This is a genomic window from Oceanicola sp. 502str15 (assembly GCF_024105635.1).
GTDB lineage: Bacteria > Pseudomonadota > Alphaproteobacteria > Rhodobacterales > Rhodobacteraceae > Vannielia.
The window spans coordinates 1,077,793-1,102,549 of record NZ_WYDQ01000001.1 but is presented as its reverse complement, the minus strand read 5'-3'; the positions used below and the strand labels follow the sequence as shown (position 1 = coordinate 1,102,549).

28 protein-coding genes are annotated in these 24,757 nt (G+C 66.0%); 5 read left to right on the top strand and 23 right to left on the bottom strand.

Annotation, left to right across the window (positions count from 1 at the left end; genetic code table 11):
• Nucleotides 1-213: 213 nt before the first annotated feature.
• From GTH22_RS05250 to GTH22_RS05210, 9 genes are all read right to left on the bottom strand, one after another.
• Nucleotides 214-1,008 (bottom strand): ABC transporter permease, encoded by a 795-nt coding sequence (locus tag GTH22_RS05250; protein WP_252943713.1) that lies wholly within the window; start codon nucleotides 1,006-1,008, stop codon nucleotides 214-216.
• Nucleotides 1,005-1,742, bottom strand: a complete 738-nt coding sequence (locus GTH22_RS05245) for an ATP-binding cassette domain-containing protein (RefSeq protein WP_252943712.1) — start codon at nucleotides 1,740-1,742, stop codon at nucleotides 1,005-1,007. The genes GTH22_RS05250 and GTH22_RS05245 overlap by 4 nt, the downstream gene beginning before the upstream one ends.
• Before the next feature lie 19 nt (nucleotides 1,743-1,761).
• Complete coding sequence (locus GTH22_RS05240) at nucleotides 1,762-2,388, bottom strand: ABC transporter ATP-binding protein (RefSeq protein ID WP_252943711.1); 627 nt, start codon at nucleotides 2,386-2,388, stop codon at nucleotides 1,762-1,764.
• Nucleotides 2,385-3,134, bottom strand: a complete 750-nt coding sequence (locus tag GTH22_RS05235) for an ABC transporter permease (RefSeq protein WP_252943710.1) — start codon at nucleotides 3,132-3,134, stop codon at nucleotides 2,385-2,387. The genes GTH22_RS05240 and GTH22_RS05235 overlap by 4 nt, the downstream gene beginning before the upstream one ends.
• 20 nt (nucleotides 3,135-3,154) lie before the next feature.
• A complete protein-coding gene (locus tag GTH22_RS05230; protein WP_252943709.1) occupies nucleotides 3,155-4,129 on the bottom strand; it encodes an ABC transporter substrate-binding protein in 975 nt (324 codons plus the stop codon).
• Nucleotides 4,130-4,190: 61 nt separating this feature from the next.
• Entirely contained in the window at nucleotides 4,191-4,454 is a 264-nt protein-coding gene (locus GTH22_RS05225; RefSeq protein ID WP_252943708.1) for a PepSY domain-containing protein, read from the bottom strand.
• A gap of 13 nt (nucleotides 4,455-4,467) precedes the next feature.
• Nucleotides 4,468-4,908, bottom strand: a complete 441-nt coding sequence (locus GTH22_RS05220; RefSeq protein WP_252943707.1) for a hypothetical protein — start codon at nucleotides 4,906-4,908, stop codon at nucleotides 4,468-4,470.
• Between the two features lie 20 nt (nucleotides 4,909-4,928).
• A complete protein-coding gene (locus tag GTH22_RS05215; RefSeq protein WP_252943706.1) occupies nucleotides 4,929-5,894 on the bottom strand; it encodes a YVTN family beta-propeller repeat protein in 966 nt (321 codons plus the stop codon).
• Between the two features lie 3 nt (nucleotides 5,895-5,897).
• On the bottom strand, nucleotides 5,898-7,085 hold the full coding sequence (locus GTH22_RS05210; protein WP_252943705.1) for an ABC transporter substrate-binding protein: 1,188 nt from the start codon (nucleotides 7,083-7,085) through the stop codon (nucleotides 5,898-5,900).
• Nucleotides 7,086-7,402: 317 nt separating this feature from the next.
• On the opposite strand from GTH22_RS05210, the gene GTH22_RS05205 reads away from it, so the two are divergent.
• Genes GTH22_RS05205 through GTH22_RS05195 form a run of 3 tightly spaced genes read left to right on the top strand, consistent with a single transcriptional unit; the run spans nucleotide 7,403 to nucleotide 9,623 of the window.
• A complete protein-coding gene (locus GTH22_RS05205) occupies nucleotides 7,403-7,885 on the top strand; it encodes an SRPBCC family protein (RefSeq protein WP_252947578.1) in 483 nt (160 codons plus the stop codon).
• Nucleotides 7,869-8,816 carry a YncE family protein gene (locus GTH22_RS22205; RefSeq protein WP_305884656.1) on the top strand — a complete coding sequence of 316 codons (948 nt, stop codon included), beginning with the start codon at nucleotides 7,869-7,871 and terminating at the stop codon, nucleotides 8,814-8,816. The genes GTH22_RS05205 and GTH22_RS22205 overlap by 17 nt, the downstream gene beginning before the upstream one ends.
• On the top strand, nucleotides 8,817-9,623 hold the full coding sequence (locus GTH22_RS05195) for a quinoprotein dehydrogenase-associated SoxYZ-like carrier (protein WP_252943704.1): 807 nt from the start codon (nucleotides 8,817-8,819) through the stop codon (nucleotides 9,621-9,623).
• A 30-nt stretch (nucleotides 9,624-9,653) separates the two neighbouring features.
• Here GTH22_RS05195 and GTH22_RS05190 read toward each other — a convergent pair whose 3' ends face one another.
• From GTH22_RS05190 to GTH22_RS05160, 7 genes are all read right to left on the bottom strand, one after another.
• Nucleotides 9,654-10,199 carry a PQQ-dependent catabolism-associated CXXCW motif protein gene (locus GTH22_RS05190; RefSeq protein WP_252943703.1) on the bottom strand — a complete coding sequence of 182 codons (546 nt, stop codon included), beginning with the start codon at nucleotides 10,197-10,199 and terminating at the stop codon, nucleotides 9,654-9,656.
• Nucleotides 10,196-11,059: a substrate-binding domain-containing protein gene (locus GTH22_RS05185; RefSeq protein WP_252943702.1), complete on the bottom strand. Its 864-nt coding sequence runs from the start codon at nucleotides 11,057-11,059 to the stop codon at nucleotides 10,196-10,198. The genes GTH22_RS05190 and GTH22_RS05185 overlap by 4 nt, the downstream gene beginning before the upstream one ends.
• Nucleotides 11,019-11,543 carry a c-type cytochrome, methanol metabolism-related gene (locus tag GTH22_RS05180; RefSeq protein ID WP_252943700.1) on the bottom strand — a complete coding sequence of 175 codons (525 nt, stop codon included), beginning with the start codon at nucleotides 11,541-11,543 and terminating at the stop codon, nucleotides 11,019-11,021. Before GTH22_RS05180 ends, GTH22_RS05185 begins: the two co-directional genes overlap by 41 nt.
• Before the next feature lie 93 nt (nucleotides 11,544-11,636).
• The gene (xoxF5, locus tag GTH22_RS05175) at nucleotides 11,637-13,436 is read right to left on the bottom strand and encodes a lanthanide-dependent methanol dehydrogenase XoxF5 (protein WP_252943699.1); all 1,800 of its coding nucleotides are present in this window, start codon (nucleotides 13,434-13,436) and stop codon (nucleotides 11,637-11,639) included.
• A 104-nt stretch (nucleotides 13,437-13,540) separates the two neighbouring features.
• The gene (locus GTH22_RS05170; RefSeq protein ID WP_252943697.1) at nucleotides 13,541-13,963 is read right to left on the bottom strand and encodes a cytochrome c family protein; all 423 of its coding nucleotides are present in this window, start codon (nucleotides 13,961-13,963) and stop codon (nucleotides 13,541-13,543) included.
• Nucleotides 13,964-13,997: 34 nt separating this feature from the next.
• Nucleotides 13,998-14,837, bottom strand: a complete 840-nt coding sequence (gene fghA, locus GTH22_RS05165; protein ID WP_252947576.1) for an S-formylglutathione hydrolase — start codon at nucleotides 14,835-14,837, stop codon at nucleotides 13,998-14,000.
• Nucleotides 14,831-15,958, bottom strand: a complete 1,128-nt coding sequence (locus tag GTH22_RS05160; RefSeq protein ID WP_252943695.1) for an S-(hydroxymethyl)glutathione dehydrogenase/class III alcohol dehydrogenase — start codon at nucleotides 15,956-15,958, stop codon at nucleotides 14,831-14,833. Before GTH22_RS05160 ends, fghA begins: the two co-directional genes overlap by 7 nt.
• Before the next feature lie 145 nt (nucleotides 15,959-16,103).
• Here GTH22_RS05160 and GTH22_RS05155 point away from each other — a divergent pair, with 145 nt between their 5' ends.
• Nucleotides 16,104-16,706, top strand: a complete 603-nt coding sequence (locus tag GTH22_RS05155; RefSeq protein ID WP_252943693.1) for a hypothetical protein — start codon at nucleotides 16,104-16,106, stop codon at nucleotides 16,704-16,706.
• Nucleotide 16,707: 1 nt separating this feature from the next.
• Here the strand turns inward: GTH22_RS05155 and GTH22_RS05150 are convergent, their stop codons facing one another.
• Entirely contained in the window at nucleotides 16,708-17,721 is a 1,014-nt protein-coding gene (locus tag GTH22_RS05150; RefSeq protein WP_252943691.1) for a quinoprotein relay system zinc metallohydrolase 2, read from the bottom strand.
• 112 nt (nucleotides 17,722-17,833) lie between these two features.
• Here GTH22_RS05150 and GTH22_RS05145 point away from each other — a divergent pair, with 112 nt between their 5' ends.
• The gene (locus GTH22_RS05145; RefSeq protein WP_252943689.1) at nucleotides 17,834-18,640 is read left to right on the top strand and encodes a quinoprotein dehydrogenase-associated SoxYZ-like carrier; all 807 of its coding nucleotides are present in this window, start codon (nucleotides 17,834-17,836) and stop codon (nucleotides 18,638-18,640) included.
• Nucleotides 18,641-18,656: 16 nt separating this feature from the next.
• Here the strand turns inward: GTH22_RS05145 and GTH22_RS05140 are convergent, their stop codons facing one another.
• From GTH22_RS05140 to gfa, 6 genes are all read right to left on the bottom strand, one after another.
• A complete protein-coding gene (locus tag GTH22_RS05140; RefSeq protein WP_252943687.1) occupies nucleotides 18,657-19,007 on the bottom strand; it encodes a hypothetical protein in 351 nt (116 codons plus the stop codon).
• Nucleotides 19,004-19,636, bottom strand: coding sequence for a hypothetical protein (locus tag GTH22_RS05135; RefSeq protein WP_252943685.1), 633 nt, complete (start codon nucleotides 19,634-19,636; stop codon nucleotides 19,004-19,006). Before GTH22_RS05135 ends, GTH22_RS05140 begins: the two co-directional genes overlap by 4 nt.
• A gap of 30 nt (nucleotides 19,637-19,666) precedes the next feature.
• Nucleotides 19,667-21,931, bottom strand: coding sequence for a PAS-domain containing protein (locus tag GTH22_RS05130; protein WP_252943684.1), 2,265 nt, complete (start codon nucleotides 21,929-21,931; stop codon nucleotides 19,667-19,669).
• Nucleotides 21,931-23,052 (bottom strand): FIST N-terminal domain-containing protein, encoded by a 1,122-nt coding sequence (locus GTH22_RS05125; protein WP_371928321.1) that lies wholly within the window; start codon nucleotides 23,050-23,052, stop codon nucleotides 21,931-21,933. The genes GTH22_RS05130 and GTH22_RS05125 overlap by 1 nt, the downstream gene beginning before the upstream one ends.
• A 64-nt stretch (nucleotides 23,053-23,116) precedes the next feature.
• On the bottom strand, nucleotides 23,117-23,842 hold the full coding sequence (locus GTH22_RS05120) for a response regulator transcription factor (protein ID WP_252943682.1): 726 nt from the start codon (nucleotides 23,840-23,842) through the stop codon (nucleotides 23,117-23,119).
• A gap of 175 nt (nucleotides 23,843-24,017) precedes the next feature.
• The gene (gene gfa, locus GTH22_RS05115) at nucleotides 24,018-24,596 is read right to left on the bottom strand and encodes an S-(hydroxymethyl)glutathione synthase (RefSeq protein ID WP_371928320.1); all 579 of its coding nucleotides are present in this window, start codon (nucleotides 24,594-24,596) and stop codon (nucleotides 24,018-24,020) included.
• Nucleotides 24,597-24,757 lie beyond the last annotated feature (161 nt).

Genomic DNA, 24,757 nt, shown 5'->3' with positions numbered 1-24,757 from the left:
TGACCTATGGTCTACAACGCAGGATGTCGAGAAATCCGGCGGAGTTCTGTGCGCATTTTCAGGGGAGTGGTTAATTCGTGAATAAGTTGAGTCGTCTTTTCCTGAGGGAGAGTTTTGCGCGAATACCGTAGGTTAACCAACATACCTCAACCCGCTTACATTACATAATACCGATTATGGGATAACCGTATACGACCTTAGGCGTAGTCCGCATCACCCCCCTTTCCGCCGCATCAGCCCCCGCGACGGGTCATACCCAACCAGCGCCCCGGCAAAGAATACCACGAAGCACCCGACCACCACCGCCAACGCCCAGAGGTTTGCCGCGCCATAGAGCGAAAAGCGGATCAGCTCCACCGCATGTGTGAACGGGTTCCACGCGCAGATATCGCGCAGCAGATCCGAGCTTTCGGCCATCTTCCACAGCGGGTAAAGCGCCGAGCTCAGGAAGAACATCGGGAAGATCACGAAGTTCATCACCCCGGCGAAGTTCTCGAGCTGCTTCACCGTCGACGAAATCAGCATCCCCAGCGCCCCGAGCATCAGCCCCGACACCACCAGCGCCGGCAGAACCAGCAGATATCCCTCCCAAGGCAACCGGATACCGTAGAGCGCCGCAATCCCCAGAAACGCATAGACTTGCAGGATCGACACCGCCACGCCCGCCAGCAGCTTGCAGAACAACAGCCACCAGCGCGGCAGCGGCGAGGTCAGCAGCAGCCGCATCGACCCCATCTCCTGATCGTAGACAAGGCTCAGAGAGCTCTGCATCCCGTTGAAAAGCTGTATCATTCCGCACAGGCCCGGCAGGATGTAGACCTCGTAGGTGATGTAGGTCTGATACGGCGGAATGATCGAAACCCCGAGCGCAGCCCGAAACCCGGCCGCAAAGATCACCAGCCACACCAGCGGGCGCACAAGCGCCGAAAGGAAGCGGGAGCGCTGATGCACGAAGCGTGCCGCCTCGCGCCGCACGATCGCCCAGAGCGCTGTGAGATAGCCACTCACGCGCCCTGCCCCACGGCCGCGTCACGGGCCGTCATCCGCATGAAGGCGTCCTGCAGCGTGCCGCTGCCGGCCAGTGTTTCGGCCCGGTCCTGTGCCAGCACCCGGCCCTTGTGGAGCACCACCACATCATCTTGAGGCGCGATCTCATCCACCAGGTGCGTGCACCAGAGAACGCTTAAACCTTGACCTGCAAGCATATGAACATGCTCGGTAATCGCGATCCGGGATGCGGTGTCGAGCCCCACCGTCGGCTCGTCGAGCAGCAGCAGTTCCGGCCTATGCACCAGCGCCCTCGCAATCTCCATCCGCCTGCGGTGCCCGCCATTGAGGTTGCGCACCTTCTCCCCGGCCCGCTCCCGCATTTCCAGCCGGTCCAGCGCCCCGTCAATGCTGGCCTGCGCCGCGCGTCCCGAGAGCCCGTGCAGCGCCGCGAAGTAGCTCATGTTGCGGGCCACTGTCATATCGAGATCAAGCGTCGGCTGTTGAAACACCACGCCGATCTTTGCCAGCGCCGCGCGCGGTTCGCGGGCCATGTCGTGCCCGGCCACCCGGATCACGCCCTGCCGTGTCACCAGCAGCCGGGTGAGCAGCGCAAAGAGTGTCGATTTCCCGGCGCCGTTCGGCCCCAGCAGCGCACAGAACCGCCCCGCCTCCAGAGAAAAGCTCACCCCGTCCAGCGCCCGCTTCGGCCCGTAGCTGAACGATACGTCTCGCAGGGTAAGCGCCTCGCTCACGCCGGAAAAATTCGCTTTGTCAGGGCTTTACGCATCTGAGGTGATCCTTTTCCTCAGGATGCAGCACCGCGGGCCTGCCTTCAAGATGCGCAATCCTCCCCGCCAGCCGCTCCGCCTCTTCGCGGGCATGGGTCACAAGCAGCACCGCCGGGCGCACTTCAGCGATGAGCGCCTCTGTCAGCCGCATCATCCCCTCGGCCAGCTCGGCGTCGAGCGACACAAAGGGTTCGTCCATCACCAGAAACTCCGGAGCCCCCGCAAAGGCCCGCGCCAGCGCCAGCCGTCTCTGCTGCCCGAGCGAAAGCTGCCCCGGAAACAACTCGGCCCTGTCGCCGATCCCGACCCGCTCCAGGGCCTCCCGCCCTTCCGCCTCGCTCAAGCCCCGGTGCACCAGCGTCAGGTTCTCCAGCGCCGTCCGCCAGGGCAGCAGCGTCGGCTCCTGAAACACCACCCCCATCCGTTGCGGCCGCTCCACATGCCCCTCGAACTTCCGGTCGATCCCGCCGACGATCCGCAGCAGCGTACTCTTGCCCACGCCCGAAGGCCCTAGCACCGCAAGGCTCTCGCCCTGCCCCAGCTCGAAGCGCACCCGCCCCAGAACCTGCGTGTCGCCAAACCTCTTGCTGTGGATATCGACCGAAATCATGCCGCCCGCCACCGGCGCACGCGGCGCTCCCAAGGCTGTAGCGCCAACCATTCAACGGCCAGCATCACCGCGATGAAGGAGAAGGCGTAAACCAGCACCATCGCCACGTCGAAGAGCTGAAAATACAGGTGAATCTTGAAGCCGACGCCCGAGGAGCGCCCGAGGAACTCGACCACCAGCACGATCTTCCAGATCACCGCGATCCCCGAGCGGGCCGCTGCCGCCATATAGGGCGCAAGCTGGGGCAAGACCACGTGGCGCAACCGGTCGATGAAGGGCATCCGGTAGACCGCGGCCATGGCGTCGAGGTCGGGCGAAAGCGCCCGCGCCCCCTCTCTTATGACCGTGGTCACATTCGGGATCTTGTTCAGCGTCACCGCCGCAATGGCCGCCGCCTCTGTCAGCCCGATCCAGAGATAGCAGAGCACGATCAGCACCAGCGCCGGCAAGTTCAGAAACACCACCAGCCAAGGGTCGAGCCATTGGTTGACCCACTCGCTGCGCCCCATCACCACGCCCAGCACACAGCCGACAGACATCGCCAGCACAAAGGCCCAGGCCACCCGCAGCAGCGTATGACCAAGGTGATACAGCAACTCCCCCGAAGCCAGCGCCTTGCCGAAGGGCGCGATCAGCGCCCAGGGCTGGGGCAGCACGGTGGGGTCGGCGGTGAGCGCCGCCGCGACGATCCAGAGGCCGAGCAGCCCCAGAAGCGACAGCGCCGTCGCGCCGACCCCGCGTGTCATCTACGCGCCCTTCTCATGGCCTACTCGTCATCAAGAAACAGCCCCTCGGGCAGCGAGGTCGCCTGCCCCACCAGTTCCTCTCCGCCAAGCTCGGCCATCACCTTCAGCAGCGCATCGGCCCCGGCCCGGCTCACCGGCTGGTCCAGCGGAATCCCGGCGATGAAATCGGCCTTCAGGGTCTCGAATTGCGCATCGTTCTGCACGTTCATCTGGTCTCGTACCGCCTCCCATGCGGCATCGTCGCTGGCTAGCAGGTCCTTCGCATCGCGGCTGGCCCGGTAAAGCGCATGGCCAAGGTCGGGGTGCTCGGCCAGAAAGCTCTCTTTCAGCACATAGCCCAGCAGAGGCGTCTCCGGGTCAAGCCCCAGCCCCCGGCTGGCGGTATCGACCGAAATCAGCTCGCGCATCCCGGCGGCTTTCATCTTGGCAAGGAAATGCCAGAAGTTGATCGCCCCCTGCGTCTCGCCCGAAAGCCCGCTCTTGAAGATCAGCGGCGGCGCGCCGAACACCTGCTCGGTCTCGGCCTTCAGGTCCATGCCGTATTCCTGCTGCGCATAGGCCCGCAGGATCAGCCAGCTCTTGTCGAGCGGCCCGCCGGCAATGCCGATCTTGGCGCCCTTCAGGTCTTCGAGGCTCTGCGCGGTGCTGTCTTCCGGCACCACAAGCCCGCCAACCGCCTTGGAGTAGGGCACCACGACATAGTCCTTGCCCGCCGCCCGCTGCCGCGCCACCCAGATCCAGTCGGCCACGGCCACATCGGCCGCGCCGCCCTCCAGCGCCACGCGGGTCGCGCCATTGTCGGCATAGCTCTGGATCTCGAGGGTGAAGCCGTTCTTCTCGTCCAGCCCGTTCTCCTTGATCGTGGTCAGCTCCCAGTTGACCGTCCCGATCTCCAGCGTCGCCAGCCGGATGACAGGCAGATCCTGCGCCAGCGCACCCATCGCTCCGGCAATCACCGCGACCCCGGAAAGGGCAAGTGTTCTCAATGTCTTCATGGCATTTCCTCCCTTTGTTACGCCCCCTGCCCGCGTCATGCGTCGGGGGCAGAGCGGCGGCCTATTCGGCCCGGCGCCCGGTTTCGTTCAGATCCGCATCAAGCGTGATGTCATATTGCTGACCGCCCTCACAGATCACATCGTCCAGATCGTAGCCACCATCCTCTTCCATCTCGATGTCCTCTTCGGCCATCTGACACTTCATCTCGGTGAGCTTCATCATGATCTTCTCGACCGTCTCCGCATCGGGCCCCTCGCCATGGGCCTCGGCAAAGGCCGGGGCAGCAAGGGCAAGGGCAGCAATCAGGGTCAGCGCATGTTTCATCCGGGTCTCCTCCCTACTGGATGTTGAACGTGACCATCTGGCTCTCCCCGGTGCTTCCGGGAATGCGCAGCACGTGGCTGCCTGGCTTGATGGCGACAAAAGAGATTTCGGCGGTTCCGGCAGCGTCAAACTCAAGGCTCTCAACCGCCATCGGGCGAATTTCGATCTGGTTGATGACGATCTCGTTCATCCAGATCGCGCGGAAAAAATCCGGCCCGCTGATCGCCAGTTCCGCCGAGCCGTCGGCGGTGATCATCAGCTTGTAATAGGCCCCCGATTGCAACGTGTAGCTGCCCTCCGCCGAAAGCGGCTGCCCCGAGGCCAGCGTCAGCTCGATCGGCTCGCCCCGGTTGCAGCTCGCCAGAAGCCCGGCAAAGCCGAGATCATTGCAAAGCGGCGCGGCCCCGGCGGGGGCAGCCATCAGCAGGGCGAGGGCGGCAAGATGTCGTTTCATCGCAAAATCCTTCCCAAATCTCATTCCGGCGTCACCACGGCGCCCCAGGGCTGTTGCCCCACCTGCACGGACTTGATCGCCTCCTGCGCCTCCACGTCGATGATCGTCACATCGTTGGAATTGCCGTTTGTGGTGATCAGAAATTCCTCCCCCGGCGTGAAGGCCAACTGCCACACGCGCTGCCCGACGAGGATGTATTTCTCCACCTCCATCGTCTCGATGTCGATCACCGCCACCCGATTTGCCGGGCCAAGCGCCACGAACAGCCATTTGCCGTCCGAGGTGGCCTTGGCTCCCACCGGTTGCAGCCACTCCGGCAGCACGCCCGCCACCTCGAAACCGATCTTCTGTTTCAGCTCCGGGGCCTCACCCGTCATGTCGATCGCGCTCACCGTGCCGCCGATCTCTGAGGTCACGAAGAGCCATTTGCCATCGGCGGTAAACTCGGCATAGCGCGGGCGCTGGTCGACAAGGATGTTATGCTTGATCGCATAATCCCCGGTGTCGATGAAATGCGCCATGTTGGTGGTTTCCGAGGTGTTCACCACCCATTTGCTGTCAGCCGAAATCCCCATTCCCTCGGGTTCCACCCCCACCGGCACCTCGGCCAGCACGGTGTGGCTCTCGGTGTCCACCACGGTCACAAGGTTGTCGTCCTCATTGGCGATATAAAGCGGGTTGCCGGAGGGGTGCAGCACAAACAGCTCCGGGTCCGGCCCGCTCGGCAGGGTATAAAGCTCCTCATAGGTCTCGGTGTCGAACACCCGCACCAGATCGTCATCGCTGGCGCAGACATAGAGCAGCTTGCCATCGGGGCTCATGGTGATCCCGCGCGGACGGTTTCCGGCGGCAAATTCCTCCAGCACCTCCCAGCTTTCGCTGTCGAGCACCGTCACAGTGTTGCCCCGCTCGTTTGAAACAAACACCTTGCCCGCCAGCGCCGGGCCGGCGGTGGTGATGAGCAGGGCAGCCAGCAGCATTCTCATGATCTATCCTCCAAAGGCCGTGCAGGCGCTCTCCGGCGCGTCCAGCCCGAGCGTGTCGAGCGGCGAAACCTGATGCAGAAAGCCCTCCTGCGGTGAGACGCTGGCTGTGATCCGCCCGTCAAACAGCAGGATCGGCTGGCGCAATTGCCCGTTCCACGAACGGAAAGTCAGCGGCACGCCCTTGAAGGCGGCCACCTCGAAATCGGGGCCGAGCAGGTAGTCGCGCAGCGCGGCAGGCTCGTTGGTGTTGGCCCGCGTCACCGCCTCGCCCACCACCCGCAGCGCCAGCCACACCTGATAATCCTCCTCGCGCATGTAGCGGCCGGAAATCTCCTCAAAACGGTTCTGAAACTGGCTCGCGCCCCAGGCTTCCTGCGCGCCATGGAAGGTCACCGGACGCAAGCCCCCTGCCCCCATCACCGGCGCGGGCGTCCAGAGGTGAAATGGCAGATATGGGGCAAAAAGGTCGGAGCCATCGGCGGCGATCACGATGTCATGGTCCTCCGCACCCTGGCTGAAGACCGGAATCTGCCGTTGCACGAGCACGTGGCCGGAATCCGTGCGCCTCGCGCCGCCGGTATCCTCGAACTCACGCTCCTCCACGATCCGCGCGCCAAACTTGGTGGCCGCGCGGCGGTAGGCCTCCGCCTGCGCCAAGTCCGCCGGGTTGGAGCCGTGGATCAAAAACCACTCGGGCCACTTCTTCCACACCGCGAACTGCGCCACCGCATCGGCCTTCATCGCCATGGAGGGCGCGATATGCAGCAGGTTGGCGCGGCATTGCTTCGAGCGCAGCGCCACATCATCGGCCCCCGCGTTCAGTACCAGCCGCCCCTCGCCCGCCATATCGGCCAGCCGCAGCACATCCTCGCCCCGCGCCAGCACCACGATGATCTTCACGCCGCGCTCCAGCAGCGCCGCAAAGGCCGCATCCGCCTCTTCCGGCGGGGCCGAGACGGTTTCGGTGCTGTAGCTGTGGCCCAGAAACCCGCCGGTGGTCATGTTGTCTTCGGTCGCCAGCACCGCCCCGGCAAAGCCCATGTCCTCGGGCACCGTCTCGAAACGCGAGATCGGCGCCAGCGTCGGGTAGTCGATCCGGAAGACAGCCGCCGCCACCTCCACCGCCCGCGCGGCGGAGGCCGTCACGGCCACGGCCCAGAGGGCCAGCAGCGCGGTGCAAAGGTATCGCAAATTTTCCTCCCTGCGCCGCCGTTCCTCCGCGGCGCTGTGCCCAGAGTGACAGACACCAGCCCCTGCCCCTACCGATACTTTTGGCGCATTGCGCACCATCGCATACCCCGTAGCATTCTTGCGAAGACCGTGCCCCGCCGGTGGCCCGAACCTCGTGGTTCAGGCGCCGCATTCGCCAATTTGCCCCGGAGGAGCGGGGCGGCGAGATCCGTCCGGCGCGGTCACCCAAGGGAGGAAAGACACCCGTGCCAAACCGCACCCGCCGCGCGCTGATCCTTGCCGCGCTCACCGCCCCCGCGCTCGCCGCGCTGCCCGCCATGGCCCACGGGCCTACCCGCCAGAAGGTTACGCTGACCATGGAAGTCCCCGCCGCGCCCGCCGAGGTCTGGGAGGTGATCGGCAGTTTTCAGGATATGTCCTGGCACCCGGCGGTGTTTTCCACCACCGGCGAGGGCGGCAACGAGATCGACGCCACCCGCCGCCTCGTGCTGGGCGAAGAGGGCGGCGGCACCATCGACGAGGTGCTCTACAAGTACGACCCCGAGAAGATGACCTATTCCTACCGGATCACCGAGGTCGCGGTCGAAGTGCTGCCCGTCACCAACTACTCGTCCCACCTCACCGTCAAACCCGGCGCCAATGGCGGCTCGCTGATCGAATGGCGCGGCGCCTTCTATCGCGGCTACCCCAACAACGATCCGCCCCCCGAGCTGAGCGACGAGGCCGCCATCGCCGCCGTCTCCGCCGTCTATCAGGCCGGGCTCGATGCGCTGGCCGAGCGCTTTGCCGGCTCCAACTAGCCTTACCCGTTCCCTCCCCACCCTCGCCGCGGCGCTGCTTATCCACCCAGCCGCGGCGGGGGATCTTGCCTTTGTCACCAACCAGTCGTCTTCCGACCTCTCGGTGATCGACCTCACCACCCGGACGGAACGCGCCCGCATCCCGGTGCCGGGCCAGCCCGCCGGGGTGGTGGCCCATGGCGGCATGGTCTGGGTCGTCGCGCCCGAGGCCAAATCCGTCCGGCGCTTCGCCGCGGATGGCACACTTCAGGCCGAAACCACCCTCAAAGGCGGCCCCACCGGCATCGCGCTCGATCCCGCGCGCGAGCGCATCTTCGTCTCCGACTGGTTCAATGCCCGCATCTGGGTGCGCGACGCCACCAGTCTCGCCCCGATCACCGAGCTTGCCACCGGCGCCGCTCCCGCCGGGCTGGAAATCTCGCCCGATGGCCGATGGCTCGCGGCGGCGGTGCGCGATGCCCATGAGGTTGCCATCTTCGAGGCTGAAACCCTCGCCCCCCACGCCACCCTCCCCGCCGGAACCCGTCCCTACGGGCTGGGGTTCGATCCGTCCGGCAGGCTCTGGGTCGGCAATGTCGGCTCCAACGATGTCAGCGTCATCGACCCCGCCGCCGCCCAGCCCATCGCCAACCTGCCGGTGGGCGAGCGGCCCTATGGCATCGCCTTCGCCCGGGGCCGCGCCTTCGTGACAAACCAATATGCCGATACGGTTTCCGTGATAGACTTGGCCAGCCTCGCCCCGCTCACCACCCTCGATGTGGGCGAATACCCCGAAGGCATCGACGTGGCCGCAGGCGGGGCGCAGGTGGTGGTGGCGGGCTGGTTCTCCAACACGCTCACCGTGATCGACGCCGCCAGCCTCAAGGTGCTGGCCGAAATTCCCACCGGCGATGGCCCCCGCGCCTTCGGCCGTTTCGTGATGGAGGATTAGATGAAACGCCTGCTCCTGCCCGCGCTCCTCGCGCTCGCCAGCCCGGCCCTCGCGCTTGATCCCTCCTGGCCCGACCTTCAGGCCGCGCTCTACGAGGGCCGCGCCCTGCTGCCAGGCGACGACGTCATCGCCATCGACGCCCCCTACCGCAGCGCCGACGATGCCCGCACCCGCATCGCCGCGCAGGTCGCCGCGCCCGAAGGCCGCCAGCTCGCCTCCCTCACCGTCATCCTCGATGAAAACCCGATGCCGGTCTCGGCGGTGTTCTCCTTTACCGAGCCCCTGCCCCGCTTCACCTTCGAGGCCACCTTCCGCGTCAACGGCCCCACGCCGCTGCACATGGTGGCCGAAACCACCGATGGCGCGCTCTGGGTGTCCGAAACCTTCGTCAAGACTTCCGGCAAGGGTGCCTGCTCGGCCCCGCCCGGCACCGACCCGGAGGAGGCGCTGGCCACCCTCGGCAACATGGAAATCGCGCTCTCTCCCCTGCCCTCCGAGTCCGCGCTCGACCGTCTCGGCGCGCTGGCCCACGGGCAGAAACAGGTCGACATCGACGTGAGCCACCCCAGCCATTCCGGCATGCAGATGGACCAGATCTCGCTGCTCTACATCCCCATGCGCTACGTCGAAAACCTTGATGTCGAGCTCGACGGCGGCGCCTATGTCGACATCACCGGCTCGATCTCGCTGTCAGAAAATCCCTCGGTCTCGCTCTCCGTGCCCCGCGCCGCGGGCCACATCGGCGTCACCATGACCGACACCGACGGCACCACCACCCACGCCGAACGCGCCCTGGCGGACTACTGAGCAAGTCCGGCACTGAAACGAAAGGCGCGCCTAGCCGCCCGGCGCCGGCGTGACCACCTCGAGCGGAAAGTCGTAGAACGCCCAGCCATCGGTGCCCTCCGGCAGCCAGTAGACTTCCGAATACCCCCACTCCAGCGCCCGCTTCGCCGCGTTCCAGCTCATCCAGCAGTCCGCAAGACAGAAGAACACCACCGGATGCGCGGTGTTGCCCTCCGTGGCGCTCTCCAACCCGTCACGAAAATACTGCGCTGTCACCTCGGCAATCGCGCCATAGCCCACGTTCGGCAGCCAGATCGCGCCCGGAATGCTCTCACGCGGCTTTTCCCGCCAGATCGTGCCCTCGGGCAGCCCCTCGGGCTTGGGCGCGCGGGGCAGCACGTCGATGAAGGCAACGCCGCCGACAAGCCACAACTCGTGCGCGCCCTCCGGCCCCAGCACACGCCCGCCCGCGAGGGTCTCGGGCACCGGGGCGCGATAATCTTCCATCCGGTAATCGTCGGGTTCCCTCACCTGCGCCATCGCCGGCGCGGCGAGCACCGCCGCCACGACAAGCGGCAGCAGCGCCCGGGGCCTCATTGCCCCGCGTCCAGCATCCCGTCGCCCATATCGGCGAGCAGCGGCACGCCCGCATCCCGCAGGATGGCGTTGATCTCGTCCTGATGACGCCGGATCAGCGAATTCAGCTTGCGCTGCCAAACCTTGTCGCCCTGCCGCACCCCCATGGTGATGCGGAAGAACAGCCGCGGCGGCAGCTCCTCCTTCAGCAGCGGGATCACCTTGAACCCCGGATGCGCCTGCTTCACCAGCGGCCCGCCAATCGGGCCCCAGAGAATGGCCGCGTCGATATCGCCTTCTTCAAGGTCGTTCAGCATGTCGACGGTCGGAGATTCCACCCGCCTGTCCACCGTCAGGTTGTAGGCTTTCGCCCGCCCGATCAGCCCGTTGCGGGCCATGTGGGTGGCCGGAGGGCTGCCGGCGACAATGCCGATCCGCGCCTCCTTCAGGGCCGGGTCCGAAAGCGCCTCCACCGCCGCCAGCGGCCCGCCCTCGGGCACGATCAGCACGTAGACCGAGGTCATGTAGTGGTTTGTGTTCAACACCAGCTCATGGCCCTGCGCATAGCCCATCACCACGTCGCAGCGATTGGCCCGCAGGGTCTGGCGGATGAAGCCGGTCGCCATCGGAAACCATGTGTATTCCACCGGCAACTCCAGCTTGGAGGCAATCAGATCCGCCAACTGGTTCTCGTAGCCGCTGCCATCCTCCATCGACATCGGCGCATTCGCCGGGTCGGCACAGACCCGCAGCGCGGTCTTGCTCACGAGGTCCGAGGTCTGCGCAACGGCGGAAGAGGCCAGCAAAGCCAGCCCCGCCGCCCATGTCAGCGCCCTTGCCCTACATGCCAAGGCAGGCGTTCTCCGCTTCGCGGATCGCATCGGTCTTGTCCTCCCGGCCGCCGGGGCGACCACGTGGCACGGCCTCGGTGCCGCGCGCCTTGAGGTAAACATAGATGTCGTCGAGATAGCACATGACATTGGGGTTATCGCCGAAGGCGGGCATCACCGAGTTCTCGGAGGCATTCACCTTCTGGCGCCCATTCACCACCACATCGACGAAGTCGTAGTAATCCATGTCGATGGCGGAATCCTTCAGCGCCGGGGCGTAGGAAGACCCCATGCCCTCCGGCCCGTGGCAGACGTGGCATTCCGAATGGTAGCGGCGAAAGCCCGAATAGGTCAGCCAGTCCACCTTCTTGCCATCCTCCGTCACGTTGTAGGTGGGGATGTCATCTTCGGTGTAGTAGCGGCCGTCTTCCTCATAGGCGACGGAGATGTTGTCGGTCTCGGCCTCCTGCGCGGCCAGCGGAGCGGCCAGGGCTGCGATGAGTGCAGAGGCGACAAGGGTGCGCATCGGTTGCATGAATGTCCTCGGAGTGGTTGGTGTGAAGCGGCTGGCGCTTCGGGTTGGTCGGTGCCGCCACACCGAAGGGCGGCGGCACCGTAAGCCGGGGTATCAGTCCGGCAGGGAGAACACGGTCAGCTGACCGCCGAGCGCGGTGTAGTCGCTCAGTGCCGCATAGCCGCCCACGGCGCCAAGGCCGTCGTTGGGGTTGGTGAGGCCAGCCGCAAGGCCGATCCCTGCCCAGCCACCGATGCCCGAAAGAACCGCGACATACTGCTTGCCGCCGTGCTCGTAGGTCATCACGTTGCCGATGATGCCGGAGGGAGTCTTGAACTTGTAGAGCTCCTCGCCGGTATTGGCATCAACCGCCTTCAGGTAGCCTTCCAGCGTCCCGTAGAACACCACGTCACCCGCGGTGGCCAGAGCGCCCGACCACACCGAGAACTGCTCGGGCAGCGACCACTTGATCTCGCCGGTGGTGTTGTCCCATGCGATGAAGTTGCCCATGCCGCCATGGCTGTCCGGCGCGGGGTACATCGACAGGGTGGCGCCCACGTAGGGCTGGCCCGCGGTGTAGCTCACCCGGAACGGCTCGTAGTCCATGCACACGTGGTTGGTGGGCACATACATCAGCTCGGTCTTGGGGCTGTAGGCCGCCGGCTGCTGGTCCTTGGAGCCAAGTGCCGCCGGGCAGATGCCGGTGGAGTTGACGTCCTCGCCGTTCTGCTCGGTGGAGTATTGCGCCACCACTGCAGGCCGACCGTAGGTGTCGGAGGCCGGGTCCATGTCAACGCCCGTGGTCCAGTTGACCACCGGGTCGAATTTCTCGGCCACCAGCAGCTCCCCGGTCACGCGGTCGAGCGTGTAGCCCAGACCGTTCCGGTCGAAGTGGGTGAGCAGCTTGCGCTCCTCGCCGTCGATCTCCTGCTCGGTCAGGATCATCTCGTTGATCCCGTCGAAGTCCCACTCGTCATGCGGGGTCATCTGGTAGAACCACTTGGCCACGCCGGTGTCGATGTCGCGCGCCATGATGGTCATCGACCAGCGGTTGTCACCGGGCCGCTGGGCCGGGTTCCAGGTCGAGGGGTTGCCGGTGCCGTAGTAGAACAGGTTCTCGTCCATATCGGCCGAATACCAGCCCCAGGTCGTGCCGCCGCCGATCATCCACTGATCGCCTTCCCAGGTGTTGGTGCCGGAGTCGGTGCCAACCGGAGTGCCCAGATGGGTGGTGTTCTCGGGATCGACGAGAATATCCTCATCGGGGCCCATCGAATAGGCACGCCAGACCAGCTCGCCGGTCTCGAGGTCATAGGCCGTGGTCGAGCCACGCACACCGAACTCGCCGCCGGAGATGCCGACGATCAGCTTGTCCTTCACCGGCAGCACGGTGGCGGTGTTGGTCTCGCCCTTGGAGGCGTCGCCATTCATCACCGACCAGACTTCCTCGCCGGTCTGGGCATCGAGCGCCACAACCTTCGTGTCGGCCTGGTGCAGGTAGATCTTGCCGTTGGCATAGGCCACGCCACGGTTCACCGTGTCACAGCACATCACCGGAATGACGTTGGGATCCTGCTTGGGCTCGTACTTCCAGATGATCTTGCCATCTTCGTTGAGATCGAGCGCGTAAACGATGTTCGGAAACGGCGTGTGCACATACATCACGTCGCCAATCACCAGCGGGCTGCCCTCATGGCCGCGCAGAACCCCGGTCGAGAAGGTCCAGTTGGCCTGCAGGCCGCCAACGTTCTCGGCGGTGATCTGGTCAAGCTCGGAGTAGCGCTGGTTCTTGTAGTCGCCGGTCTGGATCGCCCATTGCGCGGCGTTGTCCATATCCGCGATCAGCCCGTCGTTGGCCAGCGCGCCACTGGCGCACATCGCTGCGACGGAGGTCAGAGCAAGTAGCTTTCTCATAGTCTCATCTCCCATTTGGTTGGTATGCCGCCAGTGCCCATCTCACTGGCTGGCGGAATGGCCCGGCAATTCGTGTCCTCCTCGCGCCGGGCAAGAAATTCTGGTCAGGAACCCTCCCCTTCTTCTGCTGCCGCACCGTCCTCTGCGAAGGTCGCGAGGTAGGCGAGCACATCGGCCACATCCTGTTCCTTGCGCAGTCCGGCAAAGGTCATCTTGGTGCCCTTCATGAAATCCTTGGGCTTGGTCAGGAAGGCGGCGAGGTTTTCCTCGGTCCACTCCAGGCCACCGGCGGCGGCCTCCTGCATGGCATCGGAATACTTGAAGCCCTCGTGGCTGCCGGCAGCGCGGCCGATGATGCCGTTCAGCACCGGGCCCTGCTTGTCCTTGGCATCCGCGCCCACGGCGTGGCAGGCCTGACATTTGCGAAACACCTTCTCGCCCTTGGCGGGATCACCTGCCATGTCCTGTGCTCCGGCCACGGAGGCGGCAAGCGTCAGGCTGGCGGCGGCGAGCAGTCTTGCGATCATTGTAGGTCTCTCTCCCTGTTGGTCCTGCGGCCCATCAGCCGCACAATCTCTCCGCATGCCAGGCAACATGGTCGCCCGCGAAGGTCGTCACGAAAAAATACGAGTGGTCGTAGCCGGGCTGCATCCGGATCGCGCCGGGTTGCCGCCGCTTCACCATCGCCCCGGCCAGCGCCTCGGGCTTGAGCAGGTCCAGAAACTGGTCGCTCGCGCCCTGATCCACGAGAATCTCGCCCTTCCAGCCCTTCTCTTCGAGCAAGATGGTGGCATCATGGTCGGCCCACGAGCTCTCGTCGTCGCCGAGATAGGCGCTGAGCTGCTTGCGGCCCCAATCCGAGCGCGTCGGGTTGGCGATCGGGGCAAAGGCCGAGAGGCTGTCGAACATCTCGGCATTACGCATGGCAATCGTAAGCGCCCCGTGCCCACCCATCGAGTGGCCCGTGATCCCGTGGCGGTCCTCCAGCGGGAAGTTCTCCATGACCAACCCGCGCAGCTCGCCGGTGATGTAGTCGTACATCCGAAAATGCGGCGACCAGGGCTCGCGCGTGGCGTTCACATAAAACCCCGCCCCCTGCCCCAGGTCATAGGCCTCGTCATCGGCCACACCCTCGCCGCGCGGCGAGGTGTCGGGAAAGATCAGCGCCAGCCCGTGCTCGGCGGCATGTTCCTGAAACCCACCCTTGGTCATGGCGTTCTCATGGGTGCAGGTGAGGCCGCTCAGGTACCACAGCACCGGCACCGGCCCCTCCTCGGCCTGGGGCGGCAGGTAGACCGCAAAGGTCATCTCGCAGCCGCAGGCGTTGCTAGGGTGCTTCGCCACGATCTGACGCCCGCCGAAACAGGCCGTCTCGGAGATCACCTCCAGCGCCATCAATATTCCACCACGGCGCGGATGGACTTGCCCGCGTGCATCAGCTCGAAGCCCTCGTTGATGTCCTCGAGCTTCAGCTTGTGGGTGATCATCGGGTCGATCTCGATCTTCCCGTCCATGTACCAGTCGACGAACTTGGGCACATCGGTGCGCCCCTTGGCGCCGCCAAAGGCCGTGCCCTTCCAGACCCGCCCCGTCACCAGCTGGAACGGGCGGGTGCTGATCTCGGCGCCCGCGGGCGCCACGCCGATGATCACGCTCACGCCCCAGCCCCGGTGCGAACATTCCAGCGCGTCGCGCATCACCTTCACGTTGCCGGTCGCGTCGAAGGAGTAATCCACGCCGCCGATCTGGTCGAAATCCGTCTTGGTGATGTCGACGATCGCCTGCACCGTGTTGTCTACCTTGGAAGGGTTAACAAAGTGCGTCATGCCGAATTTCTTCGCCATTTCCTGCTTGTCGTCGTTCAGATCGACCCCGATGATCTTGTCGCAGCCCGCCATCCGCAGGCCCTGGATCACGTTGAGGCCAATCCCGCCGAGACCGAAGACCGCCGCCGTTGACCCAATCTCAACACCTGCCGTGTTAATGACGGCGCCGATGCCGGTGGTCACTCCGCAGCCAATGTAGCAGATCTTGTCGAAAGGGGCGTCTTCGCGCACCTTGGCCAGCGCGATTTCGGGCATCACCGTGTGGTTCGCAAAGGTGGAACAGCCCATGTAGTGATAGATCGGGGTGCCATCGAGCATCGAGAACCGGGTCGTGCCATCGGGCATCAGGCCCTGGCCCTGCGTGCCGCGAATGGCGGTGCAGAGGTTGGTCTTGCCGCTGAGGCAGGAGGCGCATTGCCGGCATTCCGGGGTGTAGAGCGGGATGACATGGTCGCCCGGCTTCAGCGTGGTCACACCCTCGCCGACCTCCAGCACAACCCCGGCGCCCTCATGGCCCAGAATGCTCGGAAACAGCCCCTCCGGGTCGTCGCCCGAGCGGGTGAACTCGTCGGTGTGGCAGATGCCGGTGGCCTTGATCTCCACCAGAACCTCGCCCGCCTTCGGGCCCTCGAGGTTCACCTCCATGATCTCAAGCGGTTTGCCGGCCTCAAGGGCCACGGCAGCACGTGTCCGCATCAATTTCCTCCCAGAACTTATCGGCACATCTGTTTCCGATGAGGCTAGGAGCAGAGCCTATAGCGAACAATGCAGACCAAGGTTGGTATTGGGGTCGGTAGACAACGGTGCGCTTTGGAATACAGTGAGCGAAGGGAGGACAGGCATGAAAACAAGGGCTCTCACCGCGCTGCTTTTCGCGCTCACCGCCACGCTGCCCGCCGGGGCCGCGGATTTCTCCGATCCGACATGGCCCTGCATCCAGCGCAAGATCGAAAGCCTCTCGCCCGGCCTGATGTGGCCCGCCGCGCCCGACACCCCCGCGCTCTCGCCCGAGCAGGAGGCCGCCGTGACCGAGCTGGTCGGCTATCTCACCCTGCGCCGCCTGCCGCTCGAAGAAACCCGCCCCCAGCTCGACGCCTTCACCAAGGCCCATGGCACCGACCCGGCCCTGATCGGCCATGTCTTCACCCGCGCCTTCGCCAAGCTCAACACCCTGCGCAGCCGGATCATCGAGGGCATCGGCGAATACTCTCTCGGCCAGATCGACCTCGCCGCCCGGATCGACGCCGCCCGCAGCCAGATGAGCGCGGAAATGGCCAAGGAGGCGCCCGATTACGACCTTGTCGACAAGCTCGAAGAGCAGGTCGACTGGGACGAGCGCATCTACACCGACCGCCGCACATCGCTCACCTATGTCTGCGAAACTCCGGTGCTGCTGGAAAAGCGGCTCTACGCCATCGCACAGATGCTACAGAGCGAACTCTAGGCTATTCCCACTCCAGCTCAGTGAAGGCCACCGTGGCGTTGCGCTTGTTATAGGCGTCGAACAGCGCCCAATGCGCCGCCTCGCCCTGCGCGATATGCTCCACCGCCTCGCCCAGCCGCTCGCCCGCCGCCACGGCGGCGCGGGTGTCATCGCGCAGCACCTCCAGATAACGGCGCATCGGGGCCAGCGCCGCGCCCATCGCCAGCACCGGGCCGCCATGGCCGGGCACCACCCGTGCCCCCTGCCCCTCCAGCGCGTCCAGCACCTCCAGCCAGCCCAGCACCGAGCCATCAAGCGCGGGCGTGTGCCGGTCAAACACCAGATCCCCGGCGATCACCACATCGCCCAGCCTCACCGTCAGGTCGGTGCCGGTATGGGCGCGCGGCCATGCGCGCACCTCCAACAGAACATGACCAAGGTCAATTTCCATCGCCGCATCCACCGGCACCGTCACCTCCGGCACCGAGGAGCCAACAAAGCCCGCCCCGATCAGCCCGGCGAAACTCTCTTCGTAATTCTCCGCCCGGTCGGCCAGCGCCCGCGCCAGCCCGGCATGGCCCACCACCTCGGCCCCGGCAAACACGCCGGCCCCGAACAGGTGGTCGGGGTGCATATGGGTCAGCACCACATGGCTGACCGGCAAGTCCGTCACCTCGCGCAGCGCCCGCCACGTCGCCTCGCCCACCCAGCGCGCGCCGCCGCTGTCGATCACCGCAACCGCCTCGCGCCCCACCACGAACACCACGTTGGACACATCGCCCCGGTTCACCCCGTCCGGCTCGGCCACCGCGCCCATGTGCACGAAAAGCCCCGGCGCGACCTCCTCGAAATCCAGCACCTCGCCCCGCGCCGCGCAAAACGGCGCCCCCGCCCGCCATGCGCCCTCGGGCAAGGCCAGCCGCCCCAGCGCCGCCTCGCAGCCCGCGCGGGTTGTGGCCTCGGCGCCCGGCACAAGCGCATCGCGGCAGATCTGCGGTTCACCCAGCAGGCAAAGGGTTACAAGCGCCTCGAACATGGCCCCAGCCTCCCCCCTCGCCGCCCCCCGCGCCACGCCGACCATCGGATCAGTGCCCGGGCGGGCAAAACCTGCTATACTCGCGCCATAGCGCGTCACCGGGAGGAGACTCATGCGCCTTGCCATAGCAGCCCCCGCCGCCCTTGCGGCCCTCATCGCCCTGCCCGCCCTCGCGGCAGAAGACAACCCGCTGACGCAGAGCGAAAGCTGGGAGGCGCTCCAATATGACGTGCTGGGCGAGGCCACCCCCGCCGATGGTGCCGGCCTTTTCACGGTCGATGCGCCCTACCGCGCCAATGACGCCGCCACCGTCCCGGTGCATATCGTGCAAACCGATACCGCCCCGGTCATCGAAAAGGCCATCGTCGTGGTCGATGAAAACCCGGCCCCCGTTGCCGCCACCTTCACCTTCGGTGCCCAGATGCACCCGCTCGATCTGGAGCTTCGGGTGCGGGTCAACCAATACTCCAACGTCCGGGTCATCATCGAAACCGCGCAGGGCCTCGCCATGCAGGGCCGTTTCGTGAAGGCCTCTGGCGGCTGCTCGGCCCCCGCCACCTCCGATCCCGAGGCCGCGCTTGCCAGCATGGGCCAGATGCGCCTGCGCAGCTTCGGCCCCGCGCCGCAGATGAGCACGCCCCGCCGGGAAGCCCAGATCATGATCCGCCACCCCAACTACTCGGGCCTCCAGCGCGACCAGATCACCCAGCTCTTCGTTCCCGCCCATTTCATCGACACGCTCGAGGTGCGCCAGGGCGACGATCTGCTCTTCACCATGGAGGGCGGCATCTCGATTTCCGAGAACCCGGTGTTCCGCTTCAGCTATTCCGACAACGGGGCCGCCGACATCGTGGTGCGGGCCACCGATACCGAGGGCAATGTCTTCGAGGAGCGTCTGCCCAAGGACGAGGCAAGCTGAGCACGCGCCGCGCAGCTCAGAAACAGAGGATCTCCGCCTCCGCCTGCGACCGCCTCAGCTCCGCCACCAGCGCCTCGGCACTGGCAGCACTGCGGAAGATCGCCATGCGCTCGCCGCCGACCTGGCGCATCGACAGCACGGTCTCGGCCTCCACGTAATCCTCATAGGGCAGGATCGAGGCGACAACGTCGATCGAACAGGCGCATTTTTCCAGCACCTCCCGGCTCTGGCCATTGGTCTGCATGCAGGCAAACACGTAGTCGGCCCGTGCGGCGGTGGGGTAATCGTTCAGCCGCTCCGCCACGCTCTGCGCCCCGGCGGGCAGGGCCATCAGCGCGGCGCAGCTCAAGGCCAGCAGGCGCCTCATTCGGCCAGGCCCTCCAGCACCATCTGCGAGCCATAGGTGTCCCCGGCCTCCGCCCCGAGGCTGCGATACCACCCCGGCGCGTCTTCCGACATCACCACCGTCATCGTCAGCGTGCCGAACCCCTTCATCCGCTCGGCATTCGGGTCGCCCTCGAAGGGGTGCATAACCACCGTCACCACGCCATCCGCCTCGGTGATGTCGGCGGGCGAGATCAGCGCCTCCTTCACCCGGTTGCGGATGTAATAGGGGCTGCCGCCGGTGCTCTCGGCCATGTCGCGCACCACCGTCTCGACGAAATACATGATCACCGGGTTGCCCACGCTGGCCGGAAACTCTCCGAGCCCGCGGTGCTTGCCGTCCTGCACGAACTTCAGCTGCGCCTTCTCCGGCGCCCCGCCGTCCAGCGACAGCACGATCTCGCCGGTGTCGCGTGCTGCCGCATCGGGCAACAGGGCGTTGCTCACCTCGCGGCGATAGCGCAGCGCCTCCCCGGTTTCGAAGCGGTCGAGCGTTCCCTCCTTGAACAGCAGGTCATAGGCCGCGGTGTCCATCGGGTCCGCAGCCCGAAGCGGCGCCGCAAGCGCCAGCGCCACGAGCCCTCCACCAAGTGCCAGGCATAGCTTTCGCATAGGTCGGTTCCTCCCGGCTCAAAGCCTATCTCACGGGGCCGCGCCGTCACGGGATACTTTTGTCGGTGCCATCCCCTGCCCCATCGCCGCCCGCGCCTTCCAATGCATCAGCGGCCGGAGGCGCGACAGGTCGACAGGTTTGGGCAGTACCGCAAAATCCTGTTCCACCCCGGTCTGCGCCAGCTCGGGCGAACGGTTGGCGGTGATCATGATCGCCGGCACCTGCTGCCCGGTCGCCGCGCGCAGCGCCCGGATCGCCTCGGTGCCGGTGTCGGCCCCGTCAAGCTGGTGGTCGGCCAGCACGATATCGGGCGCAAGCCCGAGGTCGCGCACCATCTCCAGCGCCTCCGCCGTGCCCCGCGCCGCCAGCACGCTGGCGCCCCAGCGCTCGAGCTTGCGGGTCGTGGCATCGAGCACCGCGGCATCGTTCTCCACCACCAGCACAATCAGGTCCATCTCCGGAAAGTCGCCCTCCCCCGGCGACATCACCGCTTCCGCAATCGGCGCCTGCGCCGCCACCGCCTCCATCTCGATCGAAAAGACCGAGCCGACCCCGGGCTTGGAGCGCACGCTCACCCGGTGGCCAAGGTGGCGGCAGGTCCGGTCCACGATCGACAGGCCAAGCCCCATGCCGCTGCCCGGCGGCACATTGTCGGCGCGGGTGAACTCTTCGAAGATCCGCCGCTGGTCCTTCCGGCTGATCCCGATGCCGGTATCCCAGACCTGCAACTCCACCCGGTTTCCCGGCCGCCTCCGGCAACCCACCAGCACCCGGCCCGTCTCGGTGTACTGGATCGCGTTCACCACGAGGTTCTGGATCGAGCGGAACAGGTAGCGCTGGTCCGAGCGCACCCAGAGGCTGGACGGCACCGCGCTCAGCCGCACCCCCTTGCGGGCGGCAAAGGCCTGCTGGTCCTGCGTCACGGTCTGGATCACCGACGACAGCGAAAAATCCACCGGATCGAGCGTGCCCGCCGAGCTTTCGAGCCGCGAAATGTCGAGCAGCGCGTGCAGCAGTTGCTCCATCGAGGCAAAGGCCCCGTCGAGCCGGTCCACCGTGTCGCCCATCGGGCTGTCGCGCGACATGTCGTAGAGCGTCGAAATCAGCAGCTTGGCGGCGTTGATCGGTTGCAGCAGGTCATGGCTCGCCGCCGCCAGAAACCGGGTTTTCGACGAGTTCGCCGCCTCCGCCTCCTCCTTCGCCAGCCGCAGCGCCTCCTGCACCCGGGCCAGCTCCTCGAACTGGGTCGTGAGGCGGGCATTGGCGCGGGTCAGCTCGGCCGTGCGCTCGCTCACCCGCCGCTCGAGCAGCTCGGTGGCGCGGTATTCGAGGGTCACATCCTTGATATCGACAAGAAATCCCCGGTCGGGCAGCGCATGGGTGTGCATGTCGAGCACCCGCCCGCTGGCATGGCGCAGGGTCTGGCGCAGCCGCCCGTCGTTGCCGGCCCGCTCCATCCAGCCGTCAAACAGCGCCATGTTCTCACTGTCGATCAGATAGTTCTCACGGATGAACTCGACGACCTCGGTAAAATAGGTGCCCGACTGCACCAGCGTGAAGGGCAGGCCCAGCAGCTCGCGAAAGCGGTCGTTGTGCAGCGTCACCGTGCCCTCGGCGCTCACCGTGCACAGCCCCAGGGTCATGTGATCTATCGCCGCCTGCAGGTAATGCGCCTGAAGGTCGATGAGCTGCGCCTTCTCGCTGCGGTTCTTGCGCACGATGTCGGTGATCTCGGTCTGCAGAACGATCACCGTCTCCCCGCCGGTCCCCTGCTGGCTGATCTGAAACCACCGATCCCCCCGCAGCGCGATCACGAAGGACGACAGCGCCGCGCCCGTGCCCCCCTCGCGCCGGGTCCGCAGCGGCGGGGCAATCTGCTCCTCGTCGGGCTCCAGATGGGCCGACTGCTCCATCGCGTCGAAGTATTGCGCCAGCGTCAGCCCGGGCAGGATGCGCTCCGACAGGTCCGGAAGCAGCGAGCGGAACAGCTCGTTGCACACCCGCAGCCGCCCCTCCTCGAACAGCGCAAATCCTCCCTCCATGACCGAAAGCGCATCGGCCAGGTTCTTCTGGCTGCGCTCGCGGTCATGGCGCAACTGGCTGAGTTCGCTGGAGGCGCGTTCAAGGTCGCGGGTCTTGGCCCAGACCTGCCCCTGAAGCGCGATGGCCGACTGAAACGCACCATAGGCCTGGCTGCCCACCTCGTTCTGGCGGCCCGCACGGCGCACCAGCGCGGCGATGATCTTGGCCTGCTTCTCGACCTGCACCTCCAGCGGATCGTCCGGGTCGATCATCAGTGCAGCGCCCGTTCCCGGGGCTCGAAGAAGGCCACCCCCACGAAGGTCTGGTTCACATGCACCCCGCAATGCTGCTCGCCATAGGTGTTGAACCCGAGCACCCGGTTCTCGCGCAGCACCTTCGATGCGGGGCCGGTCAGCTGCTTGTGGTCGATCTCGATGCGCCGCAGCACGCAATCGAAGCCGAGGATGAAATCGGGCGCCCGGCCCCGCCCGTCGCGCAGGTCGAGCTCCTTGGCCATGGTGCGCACAATCTCCTGCCCCTCGCCGAGCGTCAGCAGCAGCCCCTCGTCGATGGCACTCAGAAAGCTCAGCGCACCCCCCTCCTGCACCTCCTGAATGGCGCGCACGTGGTAGAGCGCCGAGTTGCGCACCAGCACCGGGTTCTCGGCAAAGACCTGCGGCGAAAGCTGGTCGCGCGGCACCCCCACGAGGCGGGCATATTCATCGGCCGCCGGGGCGCCGTTGATCTCATGGACCAGCCGCTCCTCCGGCTCGGCGCCGGTCACAACCATCTGGTGGCCGGTGGGCAGAAAATGGTCAAACCCGATGCCGGTGAACTCGAGGTCGGTCTCCAACACCAGCAGCAGCGCCGCATTGGTATGAAACCTGCCGCCATGCAGCACCGAGGTCTGCCGAAAGTTCAGCCCGTTGGCCGCCGAGCCGCCGAACACCGGCATGTCGTCCAGCCCCGCCTCCAGCGCCGCCACCAGCATGTCTTCCTGCTTCGAAAGCCCGTCGCAGATGGTCAGCGCCAGCCGGTTCCAATGCGCGGTGCGCTGGAACCGGGCCGCAAGCAGCCGGGCATCGGTGGTGATGTTCTGGATCGACAGCGGCTTGAGCGGCGCGATCAGCTGCGAGGCGCAGCGAAAATGGCTGCGCGGAAAGGCCAGCGCCAGCAGCGCCTCGTTCTCGTAGCCCGCCGGGGTGATCTGCCCCGCCGTGGTGCAGCCAAACACCGGGCTGCCCGGCAGATGCGCCGCCAGCCCCGCCTCGACCTGTGCCAGATCGAGGCCCTCGGGCACGAAAAGCAAAATGAAACAGGTCTCGCCCACGTCCAGCGCCGCGGCAACCTCGGCCACCGCCTCCGCGCCATCGGTGGCGTGGGATACGGCCACGCCCACAAGCGCGTCGGCCCCCTTCTGTGGCCAGTCTCCCTCTGGCGCCCGGCCGAAGCTCACTTCAGTTGCTCAGAAAGGCCCGGGCATCGCTCTGTGCATCTGCCCCCGCGCCTTCGAGGTTGGCCCCCTCCACCAGTACCGCCGCCTGGGTGCGGTTCTGCACCCCGAGCCGGCGCAGCAGCGCGGTGATATGCGCCTTCACCGTCGCCTCCGCCAGATCCATCTCGTAGGCAATCTGCTTGTTGGGCTTGCCCACGCAGATCAGCTTCATGATCCGGGTCTGCTGCGGGGTGAGTTCGGCAATGCGGCGGGCAATCTCCTGGCTGTCGCGCTGGCGCTCAGGCGCGCGGCGCACCCGGGTGAACCCCTTGGGCAGGTAGGTCATCCCGCTGCGCACGTCGCAAAGCGCGGCCCGCAGCTCGGCCATCGGCGCATCCTTGGGCACGAAGCCCGCCGCGCCCGCATCCAGCACCGCCTGAATCACCTCGTCCGATGTCAGCGACGAGATCACCACCACCGGCACATCGGGCAACTCCTCGCGCAGCCGCAGAAAGCCGCTGATCCCGGTCACATCCGGCAGCTTCAGGTCCAGCAGCACCATATCGGGCGAAAACGCCTTGCCGAGGGCCTTCAGCCCATCGCCCAGCGTGGTCGCCGTCACAATCTCGCAGCCCTCGAAAACGTGGTGCAGCGCGGTTTCCAGCGCCGCGCCGTAGAGCGGATGATCGTCGATCACCAGCACCGATCGGACCTGGCCGGCTTGTCGCCCAAGCGCCTCATGTCTCATGGTTAGTCCTCCCTCTTCGGGAGGCTAACAGGAAAAAATCCGCCTGTGCAACAATGTCGCACAGGTTGAATGGCTTGGCTGATTTCCGCCTCAGGATGCAAGTCTCCACCCGGAGCCGGGCCCTCGCCCGCCTCCGGCTGTCTGCCTTGCCCGAATGCCCGCGCGGGGCACAGGGTCAGGCGGTTTCAAGCACCCCGTTCGTCTTCGCCACATGGGTCGCAATCGCGTCCATCAGCGGCGGCGACAGGCAATCATAGGGCTCCAGCCCCAGCTCTCTCAGCCGGGCGCGGATGCCGTCCATCTTCTCGGGGTTCACGCCGCTCTCGATGATCGACGAGCAGAAGGCCGCAAACTCCGGCGCCGACCAGCCGGACTGGTCGCTCAGTTCCGTATGGACAAAGTCGAGCCCGTGGAACGGGTGGCCAGTGTCCTCGATCCGGCCATACATATGCGCCCCGCAGCCCGAACAGGCATGGCGCTGGATCGCCGCCGACGGATCGACCACCGAAAGCTTGTTGGCCCCCGAGGTCACGCTCAGCGCATCCCGGCCCACAACGGCCACCTGGCTGAAGGTGGCACCCGACGGCTTCCAGCACTTGGTGCAGCCGCACACGTGGTTATGGGCGGTCTGGGATTTGATCTCCACCACCACGGGGTCGCTCGCGCACAGGCACTTCAGCGTCCCCCCCGAAAAATTCGCGCTGCCGGGCTTCACGCCCCCGTCAACAGCCGGATGTATATTCACAGCACTCATGGCAGGCTCCTCCTCCTTGCCTCCGAACAGTCTGGACCACAGACTCATGGATCTTTCCTCCCCCGATCGGCACCGCCCTGTCCCATCTTGCGGTGGTCGGTGACTGTGCCTGATGGTGACGGCGCACCGGGGCGCTGGCAATTTAGCCATCAGTATCGGTC

Coding starts and splice junctions, on each gene's coding strand:
- GTH22_RS05240 (WP_252943711.1), bottom strand. CDS start 2,388: ATGATTTCGGTCGATATCCACAGCAAGAGGTTTGGCGACACGCAGGTT.
- GTH22_RS05235 (WP_252943710.1), bottom strand. CDS start 3,134: ATGACACGCGGGGTCGGCGCGACGGCGCTGTCGCTTCTGGGGCTGCTC.
- GTH22_RS05230 (WP_252943709.1), bottom strand. CDS start 4,129: ATGAAGACATTGAGAACACTTGCCCTTTCCGGGGTCGCGGTGATTGCC.
- GTH22_RS05225 (WP_252943708.1), bottom strand. CDS start 4,454: ATGAAACATGCGCTGACCCTGATTGCTGCCCTTGCCCTTGCTGCCCCG.
- GTH22_RS05220 (WP_252943707.1), bottom strand. CDS start 4,908: ATGAAACGACATCTTGCCGCCCTCGCCCTGCTGATGGCTGCCCCCGCC.
- GTH22_RS05215 (WP_252943706.1), bottom strand. CDS start 5,894: ATGAGAATGCTGCTGGCTGCCCTGCTCATCACCACCGCCGGCCCGGCG.
- GTH22_RS05205 (WP_252947578.1), top strand. CDS start 7,403: ATGGCCCACGGGCCTACCCGCCAGAAGGTTACGCTGACCATGGAAGTC.
- GTH22_RS05195 (WP_252943704.1), top strand. CDS start 8,817: ATGAAACGCCTGCTCCTGCCCGCGCTCCTCGCGCTCGCCAGCCCGGCC.
- GTH22_RS05190 (WP_252943703.1), bottom strand. CDS start 10,199: ATGAGGCCCCGGGCGCTGCTGCCGCTTGTCGTGGCGGCGGTGCTCGCC.
- GTH22_RS05185 (WP_252943702.1), bottom strand. CDS start 11,059: ATGCGATCCGCGAAGCGGAGAACGCCTGCCTTGGCATGTAGGGCAAGG.
- GTH22_RS05180 (WP_252943700.1), bottom strand. CDS start 11,543: ATGCAACCGATGCGCACCCTTGTCGCCTCTGCACTCATCGCAGCCCTG.
- xoxF5 (WP_252943699.1), bottom strand. CDS start 13,436: ATGAGAAAGCTACTTGCTCTGACCTCCGTCGCAGCGATGTGCGCCAGT.
- GTH22_RS05170 (WP_252943697.1), bottom strand. CDS start 13,963: ATGATCGCAAGACTGCTCGCCGCCGCCAGCCTGACGCTTGCCGCCTCC.
- GTH22_RS05160 (WP_252943695.1), bottom strand. CDS start 15,958: ATGCGGACACGTGCTGCCGTGGCCCTTGAGGCCGGCAAACCGCTTGAG.
- GTH22_RS05155 (WP_252943693.1), top strand. CDS start 16,104: ATGAAAACAAGGGCTCTCACCGCGCTGCTTTTCGCGCTCACCGCCACG.
- GTH22_RS05150 (WP_252943691.1), bottom strand. CDS start 17,721: ATGTTCGAGGCGCTTGTAACCCTTTGCCTGCTGGGTGAACCGCAGATC.
- GTH22_RS05145 (WP_252943689.1), top strand. CDS start 17,834: ATGCGCCTTGCCATAGCAGCCCCCGCCGCCCTTGCGGCCCTCATCGCC.
- GTH22_RS05140 (WP_252943687.1), bottom strand. CDS start 19,007: ATGAGGCGCCTGCTGGCCTTGAGCTGCGCCGCGCTGATGGCCCTGCCC.
- GTH22_RS05135 (WP_252943685.1), bottom strand. CDS start 19,636: ATGCGAAAGCTATGCCTGGCACTTGGTGGAGGGCTCGTGGCGCTGGCG.
- GTH22_RS05130 (WP_252943684.1), bottom strand. CDS start 21,931: ATGATCGACCCGGACGATCCGCTGGAGGTGCAGGTCGAGAAGCAGGCC.
- GTH22_RS05120 (WP_252943682.1), bottom strand. CDS start 23,842: ATGAGACATGAGGCGCTTGGGCGACAAGCCGGCCAGGTCCGATCGGTG.
- gfa (WP_371928320.1), bottom strand. CDS start 24,596: ATGAGTGCTGTGAATATACATCCGGCTGTTGACGGGGGCGTGAAGCCC.